This is a genomic window from Desulfurivibrio alkaliphilus AHT 2, from assembly GCF_000092205.1.
In the GTDB taxonomy this organism is placed as follows: domain Bacteria; phylum Desulfobacterota; class Desulfobulbia; order Desulfobulbales; family Desulfurivibrionaceae; genus Desulfurivibrio; species Desulfurivibrio alkaliphilus.
Window position 1 is genome coordinate 2,039,682 of sequence record NC_014216.1, and the last position, 16,179, is coordinate 2,055,860.

Here is a 16,179-nt window from a genome sequence, read left to right on the forward strand (position 1 = left end):
AGGTTATCGTGCAGGCATCGCCGGTTCATAAATCGGTTCCATAATCGGTTCCATCAGTTTCGCCGGGGCGTGCAGATAGCGAGTGGCTGTCCGCTTGGCAACAATGTCTTTATATACGAACGCCGCCTGCTGCGGCGATAACCCCAAATGAGAAGCCAGTGCTTCTTCCGAAACCCCGTGGTTGAATGACCACAGGGCAACATCCATCTTGTCGTAGCTCAAGGAGAAGTAGAACTCATCCTGCCCCTGCTCCAGACTGTAGGTATCAGTGGTCGGGGCGGCGCTGCTGATCTCTTCCGGAATTCTTAGATGGCTGGCCAGTGCGTACACCTGGGTTTTGTAGAGATGGGCAATCGGCTTCAAGTCAGCAGCGCCGTCACCGTTTTTGACAAAGAAGCCCTGGTCATACTCCAAACGGTTCGGGGTGCCGATAACCGCATAGTTAAGTCGATCGGCATGAAAATATTCGATCATCTTGCGGGTACGCTGCTTGAAATTGGTCGCGGCCACAATCTGCAGGTATTCCCGCGGCGGCATGCGTTTTTCCAGCAACTCGCCGCCGGGCGTTTGCACAACCAGGTTGAAATAGTTGAAGCTCCCATCGCGACCACCGGCAATGGCGATCTTGCTTTTCCACCCGGGGCCGTATTCCGGAAACAGGCGGCGAATCGCTTCATCCCGTCGGAGGTAGCAACCCAGGGAATCAAGCGTCGGCCCAATATCTTCAACGAGATAATCGATACCCAAGCAGTCGGCCACCTGCTTGCCCCGCTTAAGGCTCAGGGGCGAAGAGTCGCGCTCCGGCAACATCAGGCCATAAACTTTGCCGGCACCTAATGCTCTCACGGCCAACGCCGCACAAACCGAGCTGTCCACCCCGCCGGATAATGCTACTACTACTCCCCGACGTCTCAAATCCCGGCCAACGACCCCGATCATCCATTTGGCGATACGGTCAGTTTCAACCGCACAATCTATTTTAAGCACGCCGTCATGGAGTCTGGCTTCAACCATTATGACCGCCCCCCGCACCCGTCGTCCCACCTGAACCCTCCGCCGCCGCAAGCCTCCTGCTCAAATACAACTCGATATTGAGCAAACTGTCGAGATTCTCCGGCAACATCTCATCGTTATCAATCACAATCCCGAAAGATTCCTCCAGAAACGTGACCAATTCAATAAAACCAGTGGAATCTAGGATATGCTCTTTCATAAAAGAAGTATCGTCGGCGATGTCAGCATCACTACCCATAACGAAATTATCCAGCAGAAATCGGCGAACCACAGCTTTGGGTTCCTGCATGATGCCCCCATATCCTTCTTTTTTAGCAAAGGCTGTTGCCCCGGCGGCCTTGGCTATCAACGTCTGGAATCATGGCCAATGACGCAAAGAGAAACAACGGTTAAACTATACACCATTTTTATGCTCGCAGAGGCTATTGAAGACCGGTTTTTTTAATTTTGCCGGTTTCGGTCTTGGGCAAATCAGCAACTATCTCGACGTACTTGGGAGCCATAAAATTCTCGAGATGGGCCAGGCAATGCCTGATTATCTCTCTTTCCGTCAAGGTATGCCCCTCCCTTGGAACAACGAAGGCCTTTATCGCCTGCCCCAGCACCTCATCTCCAACTCCGATCACCGCCACATCCTGCACACCCTCTAAACAATAAATTGCATTCTCCACTTCCCGGGGGCTTACCTTCTCACCGCGACTCTTGATAATGTCATCCTTACGGGCGACAAAGTAGAGCCATCCCTCCTCGTCGGTGCGAAAAATGTCTCCCGAATACAGCACCATTTCACCGGGCAGAGGCCCCGGCTTGAGCCGTTTTGCCGTTTCGGCCGGTTTCTCCCAGTAACCGCGCATCACGTTGGGACCACGAATCACCAATTCCCCGATGCTGCCGTTGGGTAAAAGTTGCCCCGACTCATCAACCAGCCAGACCTCCACATTTGGCATGCCACGTCCGACACTGGTTGGTCGGATGTTCAACTGTTCCGGCGGTAGATAGGTCACCCGTTTACATTCGGTCAGGCCGTACATCGAAAACAGGGCGGCCTGTGGAAACAGCCCACGTAAGCGACGGATATGCTCTTCGGAAAGGGCCGCCGCCGTATTGGTAATCAGCCGCAGTTTCGACAAATCAAACCGTTCCAGATTATCCAGATGCATTAAATGCGAAAAAATCGTCGGCACACCGGGCAGCACCGTGACCTTTTCCCGCGCCGCCAACTCCAGGATCTTGACGGGAAAGGCGAATGATGCCTCCAGAACCAGCGTCGCCCCGACTTTGACGGCCATCAACAGCTGGTACAGGCCGTAATCAAAAGCCAGCGGCAACACGCAGATGATGGTGTCTTCCTCACGCAGTCCCAGGTAGGTACTGACTGATCGTGTCGCCGCAACCATGTTGATGTGGGTCAGCATAACGCCCTTGGGGTCACCGGTGGAGCCCGACGTATAGATAATGGCGGCCAGGTCGTGATCGAAGGTGGCAGGTTCTTTTTCGGGGCCGGCACAAGGTTCATCTGCCGACGGGTATGGCCGGCAACATTCCGGCAAGGGCGTGGTGGCCGATGTTCCGGCAACCAGGCAGGCACGCACCGTGCCATTGGCAGCAAGGGCCGGCTCCCAGGTTCTGCGCAAATTGACCTGGGTCACCAGGGCGGCGGCCCGGGCGTCGTTGAGCAGGTAAGCCAGCTTTTCCTGTTTGGTCATCGGGTTAATCGGCATAAACACACAGCCGATACGCAGCGTCGCAAGGACCCCGGCCACCAGTTCAACGCCGTTATCAAGAAACAGGGCCACGCGATCGCCGCGGGTCACCCCGCCGGCCCTCAACCGGCCAGCCAACTGGCCCACGCGGGTGTCGAGGTCGGCATAAGTGTAACTCGTTCCTTCACAAACCAGGGCCACTTTGTCGGGAAGGCGGCGCACCGTGTCATCAAAAAAGTGATGAAGCAGCATGGTTTTTGGACTCCGTTCCTGTATCATGGCCAAGAATAAATTGCTCGTGGAGCAACATGGTCGAAAGAATGGTAACAAACGCCATGTTGTCGGCAAACCCGATTGCGCGACCCGCCTGGCACTTCCGGTAAAGCTTGCCGGTGGCGTTGGCATCAAAATACCCCGCGGCGGCGATTTTGGCCGGGCTGAACAGTTCAGCAACATAATCTACCGGGTGGCCTTCATCATTGAAGAAGCTCTGACTGTCCGGGGCCCGATAGGGTTGCTTAGTTCTCTTGCGCACCGATGGGGGGATAAGCCCGGTCATCGCTCTTTTCAACAGGTATTTCTCGGTCAGCCCCTGAATTTTGAGTTGTGGCGGCAACTGGTTGGCAAACTCGATCAGTCGGTGATCGAGAAAGGGGAAACGCCCCTCGATGGAGTTGGCCATGGCCATCCGGTCGCCCTGCGAACACAGCAGGTAGCCGCTCATCAAGGTATGCGCTTCCACGTACTGATCCCGCCCCAGCGGAATCCAACTCCGGATATCCGGCGGCATGGTTGCCGACAAAGATTCGCAGGGGTCCCAGTCGGCAAGCGAAGCGCGCAATTCCGAGGAAAAAAACTGCCTGATGCGTTGGGTGGTCCTCCAGCGCGGCAGATGCGCAAACCAGGGCTGATCGCCGAATTCGATCCCCTCCTTGAAAAAGGCCTCGGAGAACGCCCGGCCACCTGCCGGCGAGTTCTTCAAGTAAGGGTAGAGGCGCGCAAGGATAAGGGGACGAATTCTCGACTCCGGAAACCGAGCCCAAAAACGACGTATCTTAGCCTCCTTGAACAGGTCGTACCCCCCAAAGACTTCGTCTGCTCCTTCACCGGTCAAGACCACTTTGTAGCCCGAGGCCCGCACATGACCGGAGAGCAACATCAGCGGGGTCGGGGCAGTACGGACAATCGGGGTTTCGGTATGGAAAATCGTTTGCGGGAAGGCGGCCGCGATGTCAGCTCGTGTACATCGTATCGACGTATGTTCGGTGCCGAGAAAAGCGGCCATTTCCCGCTGGTGTGCGCTCTCGTCAAACTCGTCGTCTTCAAAAGTTAAAGAAAAAGTGCGCAAAGGCGTGGTGGTAAAATGACGAATCAAAGCGGTGATGATCGACGAATCAAGGCCGCCACTCAAATAGGCGCCCACCGGAACATCCGCGCGCAACTGCAGTCGCACCGCGTCGATCAGCAAATCGCGCAACTCCTCGGCGTAGTCCTCCGCACTGCGTTGCAACTGCGCCGTGGAGATCTTTTCCGGAAACTTCCAGTCCCAGTAACGTTGTACCCTGGCCCGACCATTATCAACAACCATCAGGTGGCCCGGAGGCAGCGACGATACGCCGGCGAAGGCGGTACGCGGGGCCAGCGGCGCCCAGTAGGCACAGATCTCGGCAAGCGCCCGGGGGTCAAAACGGCGAGGCACTTCCGGCAGGGCAAAAAGGGCTTTAATTTCGGAAGCAAACAACAGGCGGCCAGAGTTTTCGGTATAGAAAAGAGGACGGATGCCGGTACGATCTCGGGCCAGAAGCAAACGGCCAAGGCGAGTGTCCCACAACGCGATCGCAAACTGCCCGTTCAGATAGTCGACAAAGCGTTCACCATGTTCTTCATAAAGATGAACGATGACTTCGGTATCGGAATGCGTATAGAAACGGTGCCCCTCCCCTTCCAGCTTCCGTCTCAATTCGATATAATTGAAAATCTCACCGTTGAACACGACCCACACGGTTTGATCCTCATTGTGGATCGGTTGCTGACCGCCGGCAAGATCAATAATGCTCAGGCGGGAGTGGGCCAGGCCAATCCGCTTGTCCACAAGAAAGCCGGTTCCGTCCGGGCCTCGGTGCGCCAGGCGACCGACCATCGCCTCAAGCTCGCGGCGCTCAGGGAGGGCGCCCCTGCCCACCACATAAATTCCGGCAACTCCACACATTTATAATGCCCTGCCGGAAGTGTTATTCTGCTGCCTGGCGATAACCCGCGCCGGAACACCCACCGCCGTGCTGTGATCCGGCACATCATCGAGGACCACGGCATTGGCGCCAACGCGAACACCATTACCGATGCGAACGCCCCCCAGTATCTTGGCCCCGGCCCCAACATCAACATGCCCACCCAGGATGGGCGCCCCCGGTTTTTTTCCCCCGGCGCCCAGGGTAACCTGTTGAAAAATAAGACAATTGACCCCGACAACGCTGTCGGGATGGATGACCACGCCGGTGGGGTGGGTCAACAGCAGCCCGCCGCCAATGGAGGTACTCAGTGGAACATCCGCCCCGGAGACAATCGACCACCAACGGTGCCGCAACACCGCCATACGCCGCATCAAAAAAGCGACCGGCCCGCCACGTGCACGCCAGTATTGGTAGCTTCTAATTGTTTTGAGCAGTTGTTTTCCCGGTTCCCAATAGTGCTCATTCACTTCACGGTTCCAATCGGGGATTTCGGACGATACCGCATCCCAGCTTCGATCATCATCTTTGTTTAACGTTTCGACGAATTTCATACCGGATTGCTCACTTTCCATGTCGGAGTTCCTCGCCCCAGACTCGCCGGTAGGCTATTGTTGACGTGACCAGTAATAGAATGCCGACACTCAGGATAACCGAAACAGCCCAGTGCGTTGGAGAGAACATCATGCGGACCCAAACGGTAAACCCCACAGCCAACATTCCGACCAAGCCGGCAATGGCGGTGAAACGTATCCCTTGGCGAACCATCTCAGACTGCTGGCAGGGTAGATATTTTACCAAAAACAGATGCGCAGCCATCGGTCCAAGCGCCAAGCCAACAATGAAGCCGGGAAGTCCCGCCAGCCAATATCCTCCCATGGCCGGCATGACACCGCATGTCCTGACAACATTCGAGAAAAACAGCGCTCTGGAGTTCCCGAGGGCCAACGGAATTCTATCCATGGTAAACAACAAAATCTGCATCCAAATGTAAATTGTCAGCCATTGGGCGATCACTCCTATCCCATGATAGCGTGCATCCCACAAGGTCTCGAAGAAAAGCGGCGCCCCAACCGCGATGGAAACGCAGGCAGCCATCCCCACCAGAAGAACGACTTTGCGGGCGCGCAAGGCCACCACCATCAGCCGATCCTTATCGTCTTGAAATTTGGAGTACACTGGGAACATCACGACGCTTCCCAATCTTGAGGCCACCTGTAAAGCCACTTGCGCAAAAACCAGAGCTATTGAGTATAAACCCAATTCAGCCAGGGTCAACAGGTTGCCCAGCACCAGTTTGTCTAAGTTTGAAGCCAAAAAGGTAAAGGCAGTACTTAGCAATATCCATTTGCCGAATTTAAATAATTCATGGAAACACTGTCTGCACCACCCCAAATGGACCCGATATCCCGGTATCAACAAGTGGCTGCTGATCATTTTACAAGTGGCACCGGTCAACCCCCCGGCAATCATTGCCCACGGCGTAGGATGCACCATGGCCCATCCCACCATGACCACTAAGGAAATCAGTTGAACACCAAGCTCGATTAAGGTCAGGCGCGCAAACCGCAGTTCCTTGTTCAGCGTATGTAGTGCCGGAGAATTAAAACCCGAAATAACGCTCACCAAAGCCGCCACCGGCAGCAGATAGGAAATTTGCCAGGCAGCGGGATCATTCTGCGCATACCACCAGGCAAAAGGTACGGCTAATAAGCAGGTAATAATCCACAGAACAAAGCCACGAATAATTTCAATGGTCCAGGCGGTATTGAGGAAAGCGGGGTCAAGGCCCCGCTTGTTCTGAATTATACTGGGGCCGATACCAAAGTCGGCAAACAACTGAAGCCCGTTCATGAGCACCATTACCAAGGCCATCAGACCAAAGATTTCCGGGGCCAGCAACCAGGCCAGGATCAGATGACTGAACAAACGCAGCCCCTGACTAAGACCGTAACCACCGATGGTCCAGGCCGAGCCGCTAAGGGCGCGGGCTTTAACTGAGGGGTCGCTCATCGGTCCCCGGTAAAGACGGTTTCGGTGGCTTCTGGCCGCCAAACAGCAGCACGCTGCTTATTCAATATGGCGGTGGCTTTGTTTTTACCCCGCAACAGGCATGACCACTGATAACGACGCAGAAAGGCCCGAAAGGCAGGATCTTCAAGGCGCGGGTGCCGAGTGAGCAAGCACTTCAAATAGCCCCACCACATCCCCATGCCACCGATCAGATAAGGGGGACGGGTCATCCGGTAGAGGGCGGAAGCGGCCATATAGGCCAGTCCGGTGCCCATGAAGTACTGGCCAAAACCATGCCGCATACGACCGGTCAGCATATTCTGCTGGCTGGAACCCATGGGGCGGAGGTGGACAAAGCGCAACTCCGGCTCATCCCAACTGACTGCGATCCAGCCCAACATCCTGCAGCGATGCCCATCGATGGCGTCCCACATCACCTGCTGTACAAATCCGCCGATCTGATCAAAACACCTTTTACGGAACAGTTTGGTCATACCAACCGAGTTTTCATCGCCGCATTTTTCGCTGATCAGCTTGCCGCTTTCATTATCCAGGAAATAAGGCTTGCCGCTGCAGGTGCCGATACGAGGGTTTTCTTCCAACCGCTTAAGGAGAATTTCAAAATAACGGGGGGGCAGTTCCAGGTCGAGATCCAGCTTGCAGATATATTCGAAGTCATCGGGCCGCACCGCCCGGTAGCCGGCATAAAAGGCCTCGATCACCCCCGGACCCACACTGCGGTGCCCCCGGTTAGCCTTGGGCACGATCTTGATGAAGTCGTATTTGGCGGCATATTCGGCCAGAATCTGCGGAGTCTGATCGGTGGAACCGTCATCGACGATCACCCACAAATCAGGGCGCACGGTCTGGGCGACCATGCTGTCCAAAGTGTGACGCATGTAATCGGCTTCATTGCGGCATGGTGAGATTATCAGGAGCTTTGCTCGTACCATACATATCGCCCAATCAAGTAATGGCCTGTGTACTTTTTCCGTTGAAAGTAAATACTATCGAACAACCTACCGAAGAGCAATAAACAAGTAGTTAAATATCCTGTTTTTCTTGAGCTACAATTAATTCTCGTGTATGAAGTTGATTGTCGGAACAGTTGATCTTAGCTGTCTTGGCACACAGATTTGGGGATATAGGTTCGGGACAAACCGCGAAGGGTGTAAACAAAGCGGGACATTTCTAATGGAAACCACAAAAACCCTGATGACTGGCATTAACAATAGCTACGAAGCACGGGTACGTAAAATATGCTTGCTCGGGGCGGCGCTGCTGTTCGTGATTGGTGTAGGTTTCCGAATCGCCCCCCTTGTGGACCATGGCGATCGTATGCTTTGGCAGTGGCCGACGGAAGATGGCTATTTAATGAAGACCATCGCTCGCAACATTGCCCTTGGCAACGGAATGACGGTTTCTGACGCCGAGATTGCCACCAATGGTACCCAACCGCTAACTACCTATATGTGGGCCGGGGTATTCTGGCTGGTTGACGGTGACAAGGAAACCGGGGTGCTGTTGATCCAGATCTTGCAAATTGTGCTCAGCATCGTTGCAGCCGGTCTCCTGTTTCTACTGGCCCGCCGCCTGCTCAGTGAGTACCGATGGGGCGAGGGGGCTGCATCATTGGCGGCCGGGTTATGGTTTGCCAGTCCGGTGGTGATCAACCGCACCTTGAATGGGCTGGAGACGGGCAACTATATGGTTATGATTCTGCTGACGCTGCTCGTCTGGCTGGCCGGGGAGCGTGGCGCCAAGCGCCCTTTTCCTGGTTTCGCCCTAGGGGTAGGGGCGCTACTCGGCCTCTGTTTCCTTACCCGTATTGACGCGGTTTTTTTCATCGCCGCCGTTACAGTCTGGCATACCTTACTGGGTTTTCGTCAGCAGTTCGCCGAACTCAAGCGCCGTTTGGGCGAATCCCTGGTGATGGGCCTGACCAGCATGGTTATGGCCAGCCCATGGCTTGCATACAACAAACTGGTTTTCGGCAGCTTTATGCCAATCAGCGGCACAGCTCAATCGGCCAGTCAGATCGGCGCCAATCTGGCATATGTGCCCGGTAATCTTTTTGAATATGTAACTCTCGTGCTGCCCGGAGTTATTGTCAAATCTGGTGTACGGAGTCCTCAGGCGGCCATCCGCATAGGTTGATCTGACACCTTGATTCCGTTTTTGAATTGTATGCCGGTGACGACCTCAGCCAGCCGGCGAAATCCCTTGATCTTTTTCCATCTTTTTTCAGCGCTTTGCAGCAGCTTAAAGACCATGGTCAGGGTGGTGTCCCTGGAACCGCAGTTCCGTGATCTCTTGCTGCGCAGGCGCACAGTGGCAAAGGCCGACTCGATGGGGTTGGTGGTCCTGATATGCACCCAGTGTTCGGCTGGAAAATCGTAAAAAGCCAGCAACTCGTCCCGGTCCTTGGCCAGGCACTCCATGGCCTTGGGGTATTTGTCTTCGAAACGGGCCAGCATACGATCAAAAGCCTGGCTGGCATCTTCCTTGGTCTCAGCCATCCAGATATCATGCAAATCAGCCTTGGCCTTGAGCTGAAGCTTTTTGGGCATCTTGTTCAGCACGTTGGCCGTTTTGTGAACCCAGCAGCGTTGGTGGCGGGTCTTCGGATAGACCCTGCCCAAGGCGTTCCAGAACCCCAAGGAACCATCGCCAACCGCCAACTCGGGGCCTGTGGTCAGGCCCCGAGCCCGCAGCCCGGCGAGAAGTTCATACCAGCTGTCGCTTGACTCCCGGTAGCCATCCTCCACCGCTATCAGTTCCTTGTGCCCCTGGTCGGTAACTCCAATGATCACCAGCAGGCAAAGCTTGTCATCCATGCGGACGTTGCTGTAGATGCCATCCACCCACCAGTAAACGTAGCGTTTTCCGTTCAGGTCACGTTGCCGCCATTTGGTGTGCTCGGCCAGCCATTTGGCTTTCAAGCGGGAGATGGTGTTGGCCGACAACCCCTTGGCCTGTTCCCCGAGGAGTGCGGCCAGGGCCTCCTGGTAATCGCCGGTGGAAATTCCTCGCAGGTAAAGCCAGGGCAGCAACTCATCGACACTGCGCGCCCGCTTCAGATAAGGCGGCAACAAACTGCTGTTGAACTTGAGGCCTTGGCCGCTACGATCTCGCACCTTGGGAACTTTGACCTCGACATCGCCGATTCCGGTCTGGATCGTGCGACCGGGAAGATAGCCGTTTCGGACCACTGTCCTGCGGCCATCTTCCAAGCGGCTGGAGTATTGGGCCATGAAGGCCTGTAATTCAGCTTCTACGGCCTGGGCAATCAGCATCCTGGCACCATCGCGCAAAAGGTCGGTAAGCGGGTCGGCGACATTGTTTCCTTGTTGTGAAAGAGCGGTTGGGGTAGACTTGGTCATGGCGTATCCTCCTGTGTTGGCTGTGATCGTCGTGGTGATCAATCAACCTGGATGATACGCCATTTTCCTCAGTTATCCCATACACCAGATTTGACTATAACCCTGCTGCCCGTTCCCAAGGCCATACTGACCGCACCTGCCCTAGTTGCCATGTCCACACTGGCCATCCTGCTGTACGCGGCAGTCACTGCCGCTATGGCCAGATATATGTCCAGACAGCAATTCAGTGTGCTGATGATCGGAACCCTCTTTCTGCTGGGATTGGCCGGCTATTATGGCCTGTTTTTCGGGGCCGCACACTTCATGGGCCGATATTTGTCGCCGGTTTCGCCGCTGCTTGCCATCCTGACCGTGGCCATCGGGATGGTTGCCGTCCATCAATGGGGTCCGAAAATGATGCTGGCCCGCTGGTCAAGCGCGATGATTCCCATTGTGGTTGTGGTTCTTGTGCTGGGCTTGAACACGCGGACCTACCTGAACAAGGGTCGTGGCAGCGCCATTGACCACATCCAAGTCAAACAGTGGGTCGAAATACATGTCGCACCGGAAATCTGGGTCGGCGCGGTCCAAACTGGTGTTCTTGGATTTTTTCACGATCGCACGGTCAACTTGGATGGCAAGGTGAATCCCTACGCCCTGGCAGCCAAGATCGACCAGCAAATTCCTCATTATGTCGTTGAAAGCCCAATCCAGTATCTGGCTGACTGGGGAATCGCCGGGTGGATCGTACATGAACCCCTAAATCAGCATTTCGAGGTCATGGTCGATGACCCTGAGCAGAATTTGGGGGTATTGCGGAGAGTCACACCGGTACCGCCCAGTGCATCACTGCAGGGGCACATAGACAGGTAAGATGCGCAATGGCGTCCCTGGTTGTTGCCAAGTTTTTTTAAAGATTAGTCTTTTTAAAAACATACTCGGGAAGATGCACGATAATCAGCATGATCAAGCGCCAGATGGGTTTGACGTAAATGATGTTTTTCTTTTTCTCCACCCCTTTGAAAATGGCTTCCGCCACATCTTCCGGCTGTGCGGTCAGTTTTGGCGGCAAATCCAAGTGGGCGGTCATTTTGGTGGCGATAAAACCAGGCTTTACAGTTAATACCGACACTCCGAATTTATGCAGGCGGTGACGCAAGCCGCCCAGATAAGCGCTGAGTCCGGCCTTGCTGCTGCCGTACAGATAGTTGCTTTGGCGGCCACGGTCCCCGGCCACCGAACTCACCCCGACAATAAAGCCACTCTTCCTCGCGGCTAAATCGGCCGCGACAATTTCAAGAATGCTGATCGCGCCCAGATAATTGGTTTCCACCATCTCCCGAGCGAGTTCGAAGTCTTTTTGGGCCAGCCCCTGATCGTGCATAGTGCCGAAAGCCAGGATCACTCCCTGCGGTTTCTCTGCCAGAGTTGCATAGAAATGCTGATGGGTAACAAAATCCCGTCCGTCAAAAGGCAGCGCCCTGGCCTGAACCCCGAACCGCAGGGTCAAGTCGGCTGCGTTTTTTTCCAGTTCCACCTGGTTACGGGACGCCAGGTACAGATTATAGCCGGCCCGGGCGAAACGACCGGCGGTGGCCAGGGCCATATCACTGTTTGCCCCCAGCACCAGTATCCAGGCATTGTTCATAGCCCCAACCTCTGTGACTGCAATGAGTTGAACACCTGATTCAGCCCCAGCGAACGTCGCAAAGCCCGAAATCGTTCCACGTTCGGATAGCCTTTTTCAAAAGATTCCCGACCGGTGGTTGCATCCTTGGCCAGAAAAACCCTGCCCCGGTACTCGACGACCAATTGATCCAACTCCGCCAGCAACTCCACCAGACCGGGCTGCATCTTGAAATCCAGGGCGAGGCTATATCCTTCCAGCGGAAACGACAGGTAGTTTTTGTTTGCGGGGCCATACAACTTGAGGACGGCCAGAAAACTGCCCATGCCGCTGGCGCTGATTTTCTGCAGAATCTGCTTTAGTCCCTCATACCCTGCCGTTTTGGGCAGAATAAACTGATATTGCACAAATCCTCGTTTACCGTAAATCCGGTTCCAATTACGAATGGCGTCCAGAGGATAGAAAAAACCGTCAATGCCAACGCGCCGATGAGACACACCTGAACCGGCCCGAGCATAATAAACCGCATTGAACGCTTTCACACTAAAGCTGTTCAAGGTGAGGGTCGGAAAATCCACGGGAACATTCAAAGTGCCTCCGGGCCGGTATTCCAAGTTGCCGTCCTCGGCAAAATCCCCGACCATCAACAAAGCGCGACCCAGCTTATCCCCCCTGGCCAGGCAATCGATCCAGGCCACCGAATAGGGCTGCCCCTGGTATTCCTCGAATGCTGCAAAGGTTTCATGCAAATTAGCCGTCTTGATGGTGGTCTGCTCGATCGTACTCGATCTAACCGGTTTAAGATAAAAACTTGCCTGCATAATAACGCCGGTCAGCCCCATTCCTCCACAGGTGGCATGGAAAAGTTCCGGATTTTCCCGGCGAGAGCAGCGTTTAATCGAACCATCTGCGGACATTAGAAGAAAATGGTCCAGACACTCGCTGAAACAGCCCACTATGTGGTGGTTTTTTCCGTGCACATCGGAGGCGATGGCCCCTCCCACCGTAATCAGCTTGGTACCCGGTGTTATCATGGGAAACCAGCCCCGGGGCAAAAAAGATTCGACGATGTCCGCCAGCAACACTCCGGCCTCACAGGTCAGCAGGCCTGTCGCTTCTTCAAAGGCCAGCATCCGTTTCAGTTGCTGCATGGGCAGATGATTGGCAGCCAGGGCACTGTCCCCATAACTGCGGCCATTGCCGAAGGCAATCAACGGGATGCAACCACGCACCTGTTGCGCCAGTGAGGCAGTATCCCGGAAAAAGAGTGGTTGCGACTCTGCGGAAAGGTAACGACCCCAGCCGGACAGTTTCATCAAGCGACCTTGAAGACGAATTTTTTATCCAGCAGATATTTGATGGTATAACCCACCATCAAACCCAAACCTCCGCCGACGTACTGGGCGCCGGCAAATTCGAAAGTGTAATAAAACCCCATTTCGGTCCCCCAGAACACGGCCGTGGTAAACACTCCCATCAGGCTGTAGAGACCGAAGCGTGACAAATCATCCCGCCGGCTGTGAGCCGTATAATAAAAGATCCATCGTTTATCCAAAGTATATTTAGTTATCAAGCCGGTCAAAGTGCCGAAGCACAAGGCCAGGTAAAGCACCCAGAAACCATCCAGCAGCAGAAAGAAGGGCCACTGGGTGAGCAAATTGATTCCGGTTGCGATCAGGGCGAACACGAAATATTTGCATGCAGTGTACATGGGTTCCCGCTCAACTCTCAAACCGCGATCAGTACAGCCATAACACAACCCGCCCCGGCAAGGAGGCTGACCCTGTCGCGCAGCGCGAAAACAATTGGGTCATCAGGCATGTGGCCGCGGTGAGAAAGCACCCATATCCGGGAAATCCAGTAAATCATCACCAAACAAACCCCCCACAGGGCCTGGGGATGGCTATACAGCCCCACCACTGCAGGTGACGTGATATATAGGGCCATGATCAATATCGACATGTAGCTGGAGGCCACTCCCAGCACCCCGATGACCTCGCGATCCTCGGTATAATAACCGCGGCCGGAAATTTTTCCGGTTTGGTTTTGCATTTTAGTGATGATCTCGGAGTACCTTTTCACCAGCGCCAGTCCCAGGAAGAAAAAAACCGAAAAGGCAATCAGCCAGTCGGAAACCATAATGCCGGTTGTCACTCCGCCGAACAGGATCCTGTAGGCGAACAACAACCCGAGCATCATCGCATCCAGCAGCAGTTTTTCCTTAAGCAAAAGAGAATAGGCAAGAGTAAGTGCAATATACCCGGCCAGCAACAGTACCGCCACCGGCGGCAATACCGGCAGGGCCAAGCCGAAGCTCAACCCCAGGAGCAGGCCCGACAAGCCCAGGCTTTCGGCGATGCTGATCCTGCCGGCCGCCAAGGGACGATGCTGTTTGCGGGGATGCGCGCGGTCGGCAGGCAGATCTAGAATATCGTTCCACAGGTAAGTGGCCGAAGCGCACAGGCCGAAACAGACAAAGCCGACCAGCGCCGCAAAAACTTTGTCGATGTCGCTGTATTGATGGGAAAGCAACAGCGGGGTAAAAATCAGAATGTTTTTGGCCCACTGGTGGAGACGAAGGGCCTTCAACAGATCCCGCCATACTTTGAGCGGTCTGGGCAGAAAAAGGGCGAGTTCTGTCGGGCCGGCAATTTGTTGGGCCGTCGCTTGATCACCGGCCACCACCAAGGCCCTGCCGGCCGCCTGCCAAATCGGCCGATCGGCCCGACTGTCGCCGATATAGTCAAAGGCTTTCTTGCCGGTGGCTTCTTCAGCGAAAGCGGCGATTACTTCCAGCTTGCGATGTCCCTTAAGGTTGCGGGTGCCGTCACTGGCAATCACCCGGGTAAAACAACCCAGGTGCGCGGCCACGGCGTCGGCAATCCGGGCGTCGGCCGCGGTGGCCAACACTGTCGGCCGCCCCAATGCCGCCTCCTGACAAACAAAGGCGACCACCTGATCATTATACTGCAGTAAATCTGGAAAAAATGGCGCCTGCCTTGCAACCGTGCGTTTGAAAGCGGCCCGCCCGCGCAGCAGGCTGAACAGGGCCGTCAGGGCCGCCACCGGGTTTTGCCGCACCAGCATGGCAAAGCTTTCCCACAGGGTATCGCCGAGTATGAGCGTGTTGTCCAGATCGACGAACAGGGGCAAACGGTCATCCAAGCCGGATGTAGCCGCCGCTTGTAAAGGCCGGTGATAAGCGCTGGAACCCATTTTACTCGCCCATACTCATTTGTATTCAATCAGCGAAGATGGTTTACGGAAAGCTTTCCCGACCCAGAATTTCATCTGGCCATACAACTGCGGCCATTTACCAATCGTATTGAAAATTGCATAGGTCAGTGAGTGCCGCCAACGGCCGAAGCGCTGGTTGGCCTTCAGGGCCACCCGAGCCAATTGGAGGGGGTAAACGGCAAACAGCCATAGCCATTGAGGGCCCAACAGCAGAACCAGCGACAGAATGATGCCAGGTAACACTAAGCCCCAAATCCACAGCCGCAAAGAGTACATAAAGCAAAACCTGGTCCGGGTCTTCTCATCCACCGTGCAACCTTGGGCATAACTGTACCCGCCGCGCACGGCACGCTTCCACCATTGGGAAAATCTGGTCATCGCCGCATCATGCAGCACCATGGGGTAATCCAGCCGGCGTACCTCCCAACCCTGCTTACGGAGCCGATAACAGAGTTCCGGCTCTTCGCCGGCGGTGACTTGCGGGTTGAACCCACCGAGTTGCATGAAGAGACCCTGGCGGATCATAAAAATGCCGCCACAGGTGGCCACCCGGCCGAAAGGGGCCTCCCTCCATTCCAAATCGCACAATAGGTTGTAGATGCTCTTTTCCGGGTATTTCTCGATGGTGCGTCCTGCCGCTATCCCGCAACGGGGATATTGGCCAAAACATGCAGTGGCGGCTTCCAGCCAACCCTCGCACAGCTCGCAATCACCATCGATAAACTGGACAAAACGCAAGTCAGGATGCCGGGAGATCAGGTGATTAAACCCTTCATTTCTTGCCCGGCCGGCGGTAAAGGGGGTGCTCATATCCAGTTTTACGACCAACAGGCCCAGGGAGTGCGCCAACGCCACACTGCCATCGGTGGAGCCGGAATCGACATAGACCAGCGCCTCGCGGGGAACGGACGCCGGGATCGACGCAAAGCAGCGCCGCAGCCGCTCGCCTTCATTGCGGCCGATCACCACCACCCCCAGATCGCTCATTGCGACAC

15 protein-coding genes are annotated in these 16,179 nt (G+C 55.2%); 2 read left to right on the top strand and 13 right to left on the bottom strand.

From position 1 onward, the window contains the following. Positions 1 to 3 precede the first annotated feature (3 nt). From nadE to DAAHT2_RS08945, 7 genes are all read right to left on the bottom strand, one after another. The gene (gene nadE, locus DAAHT2_RS08915; protein WP_013163965.1) at positions 4 to 1,014 is read right to left on the bottom strand and encodes an NAD(+) synthase; all 1,011 of its coding nucleotides are present in this window, start codon (positions 1,012 to 1,014) and stop codon (positions 4 to 6) included. Continuing rightward, positions 1,007 to 1,363, bottom strand: a complete 357-nt coding sequence (locus DAAHT2_RS08920) for an acyl carrier protein (protein ID WP_157861453.1) — start codon at positions 1,361 to 1,363, stop codon at positions 1,007 to 1,009. Before DAAHT2_RS08920 ends, nadE begins: the two co-directional genes overlap by 8 nt. 73 nt (positions 1,364 to 1,436) lie before the next feature. Beyond that, positions 1,437 to 2,969: a class I adenylate-forming enzyme family protein gene (locus DAAHT2_RS08925; protein ID WP_013163967.1), complete on the bottom strand. Its 1,533-nt coding sequence runs from the start codon at positions 2,967 to 2,969 to the stop codon at positions 1,437 to 1,439. Beyond that, positions 2,947 to 4,926 carry an asparagine synthase (glutamine-hydrolyzing) gene (gene asnB / locus DAAHT2_RS08930; protein ID WP_013163968.1) on the bottom strand — a complete coding sequence of 660 codons (1,980 nt, stop codon included), beginning with the start codon at positions 4,924 to 4,926 and terminating at the stop codon, positions 2,947 to 2,949. Before asnB ends, DAAHT2_RS08925 begins: the two co-directional genes overlap by 23 nt. Beyond that, positions 4,927 to 5,520 (bottom strand): serine O-acetyltransferase, encoded by a 594-nt coding sequence (locus DAAHT2_RS08935; protein WP_013163969.1) that lies wholly within the window; start codon positions 5,518 to 5,520, stop codon positions 4,927 to 4,929. It abuts the gene before it with no gap. Continuing rightward, positions 5,510 to 6,958 carry an oligosaccharide flippase family protein gene (locus DAAHT2_RS08940; RefSeq protein WP_013163970.1) on the bottom strand — a complete coding sequence of 483 codons (1,449 nt, stop codon included), beginning with the start codon at positions 6,956 to 6,958 and terminating at the stop codon, positions 5,510 to 5,512. Before DAAHT2_RS08940 ends, DAAHT2_RS08935 begins: the two co-directional genes overlap by 11 nt. Beyond that, a complete protein-coding gene (locus tag DAAHT2_RS08945) occupies positions 6,955 to 7,911 on the bottom strand; it encodes a glycosyltransferase family 2 protein (protein WP_013163971.1) in 957 nt (318 codons plus the stop codon). Before DAAHT2_RS08945 ends, DAAHT2_RS08940 begins: the two co-directional genes overlap by 4 nt. Positions 7,912 to 8,152: 241 nt before the next feature. Here DAAHT2_RS08945 and DAAHT2_RS08950 point away from each other — a divergent pair, with 241 nt between their 5' ends. Next, positions 8,153 to 9,115: a glycosyltransferase family 39 protein gene (locus tag DAAHT2_RS08950; RefSeq protein WP_013163972.1), complete on the top strand. Its 963-nt coding sequence runs from the start codon at positions 8,153 to 8,155 to the stop codon at positions 9,113 to 9,115. On the opposite strand, the gene DAAHT2_RS08955 is transcribed toward DAAHT2_RS08950, so the two are convergent. Continuing rightward, positions 9,091 to 10,341: an IS256 family transposase gene (locus DAAHT2_RS08955; protein WP_013162619.1), complete on the bottom strand. Its 1,251-nt coding sequence runs from the start codon at positions 10,339 to 10,341 to the stop codon at positions 9,091 to 9,093. The two genes, DAAHT2_RS08950 and DAAHT2_RS08955, sit on opposite strands and share 25 nt — an antisense overlap. A gap of 51 nt (positions 10,342 to 10,392) precedes the next feature. On the opposite strand from DAAHT2_RS08955, the gene DAAHT2_RS08960 reads away from it, so the two are divergent. Beyond that, positions 10,393 to 11,193 carry a hypothetical protein gene (locus DAAHT2_RS08960; RefSeq protein WP_041718909.1) on the top strand — a complete coding sequence of 267 codons (801 nt, stop codon included), beginning with the start codon at positions 10,393 to 10,395 and terminating at the stop codon, positions 11,191 to 11,193. A gap of 37 nt (positions 11,194 to 11,230) precedes the next feature. Here DAAHT2_RS08960 and DAAHT2_RS08965 read toward each other — a convergent pair whose 3' ends face one another. The 5 genes from DAAHT2_RS08965 to DAAHT2_RS08985 form a co-directional block, all read right to left on the bottom strand. Next, on the bottom strand, positions 11,231 to 11,968 hold the full coding sequence (locus DAAHT2_RS08965) for an SDR family oxidoreductase (protein WP_013163974.1): 738 nt from the start codon (positions 11,966 to 11,968) through the stop codon (positions 11,231 to 11,233). After that, positions 11,965 to 13,263, bottom strand: a complete 1,299-nt coding sequence (locus DAAHT2_RS08970; protein WP_013163975.1) for an FAD-binding oxidoreductase — start codon at positions 13,261 to 13,263, stop codon at positions 11,965 to 11,967. Before DAAHT2_RS08970 ends, DAAHT2_RS08965 begins: the two co-directional genes overlap by 4 nt. After that, on the bottom strand, positions 13,263 to 13,658 hold the full coding sequence (locus DAAHT2_RS08975; RefSeq protein ID WP_013163976.1) for a GtrA family protein: 396 nt from the start codon (positions 13,656 to 13,658) through the stop codon (positions 13,263 to 13,265). The genes DAAHT2_RS08970 and DAAHT2_RS08975 overlap by 1 nt, the downstream gene beginning before the upstream one ends. A gap of 17 nt (positions 13,659 to 13,675) precedes the next feature. Beyond that, positions 13,676 to 15,112: a UbiA family prenyltransferase gene (locus DAAHT2_RS08980; RefSeq protein ID WP_049824387.1), complete on the bottom strand. Its 1,437-nt coding sequence runs from the start codon at positions 15,110 to 15,112 to the stop codon at positions 13,676 to 13,678. 66 nt (positions 15,113 to 15,178) lie between these two features. Next, positions 15,179 to 16,171 (bottom strand): glycosyltransferase family 2 protein, encoded by a 993-nt coding sequence (locus DAAHT2_RS08985; RefSeq protein WP_013163978.1) that lies wholly within the window; start codon positions 16,169 to 16,171, stop codon positions 15,179 to 15,181. Positions 16,172 to 16,179 lie beyond the last annotated feature (8 nt).

Bases quoted from the DNA above. Each gene is read 5' to 3' on its own strand.
- nadE (WP_013163965.1), bottom strand. From the start codon at position 1,014: ATGGTTGAAGCCAGACTCCATGACGGCGTGCTTAAAATAGATTGTGCG.
- DAAHT2_RS08925 (WP_013163967.1), bottom strand. From the start codon at position 2,969: ATGCTGCTTCATCACTTTTTTGATGACACGGTGCGCCGCCTTCCCGAC.
- asnB (WP_013163968.1), bottom strand. From the start codon at position 4,926: ATGTGTGGAGTTGCCGGAATTTATGTGGTGGGCAGGGGCGCCCTCCCT.
- DAAHT2_RS08935 (WP_013163969.1), bottom strand. From the start codon at position 5,520: ATGGAAAGTGAGCAATCCGGTATGAAATTCGTCGAAACGTTAAACAAA.
- DAAHT2_RS08940 (WP_013163970.1), bottom strand. From the start codon at position 6,958: ATGAGCGACCCCTCAGTTAAAGCCCGCGCCCTTAGCGGCTCGGCCTGG.
- DAAHT2_RS08945 (WP_013163971.1), bottom strand. From the start codon at position 7,911: ATGGTACGAGCAAAGCTCCTGATAATCTCACCATGCCGCAATGAAGCC.
- DAAHT2_RS08950 (WP_013163972.1), top strand. From the start codon at position 8,153: ATGGAAACCACAAAAACCCTGATGACTGGCATTAACAATAGCTACGAA.
- DAAHT2_RS08955 (WP_013162619.1), bottom strand. From the start codon at position 10,341: ATGACCAAGTCTACCCCAACCGCTCTTTCACAACAAGGAAACAATGTC.
- DAAHT2_RS08960 (WP_041718909.1), top strand. From the start codon at position 10,393: ATGATACGCCATTTTCCTCAGTTATCCCATACACCAGATTTGACTATA.
- DAAHT2_RS08965 (WP_013163974.1), bottom strand. From the start codon at position 11,968: ATGAACAATGCCTGGATACTGGTGCTGGGGGCAAACAGTGATATGGCC.
- DAAHT2_RS08970 (WP_013163975.1), bottom strand. From the start codon at position 13,263: ATGAAACTGTCCGGCTGGGGTCGTTACCTTTCCGCAGAGTCGCAACCA.
- DAAHT2_RS08975 (WP_013163976.1), bottom strand. From the start codon at position 13,658: ATGTACACTGCATGCAAATATTTCGTGTTCGCCCTGATCGCAACCGGA.
- DAAHT2_RS08985 (WP_013163978.1), bottom strand. From the start codon at position 16,171: ATGAGCGATCTGGGGGTGGTGGTGATCGGCCGCAATGAAGGCGAGCGG.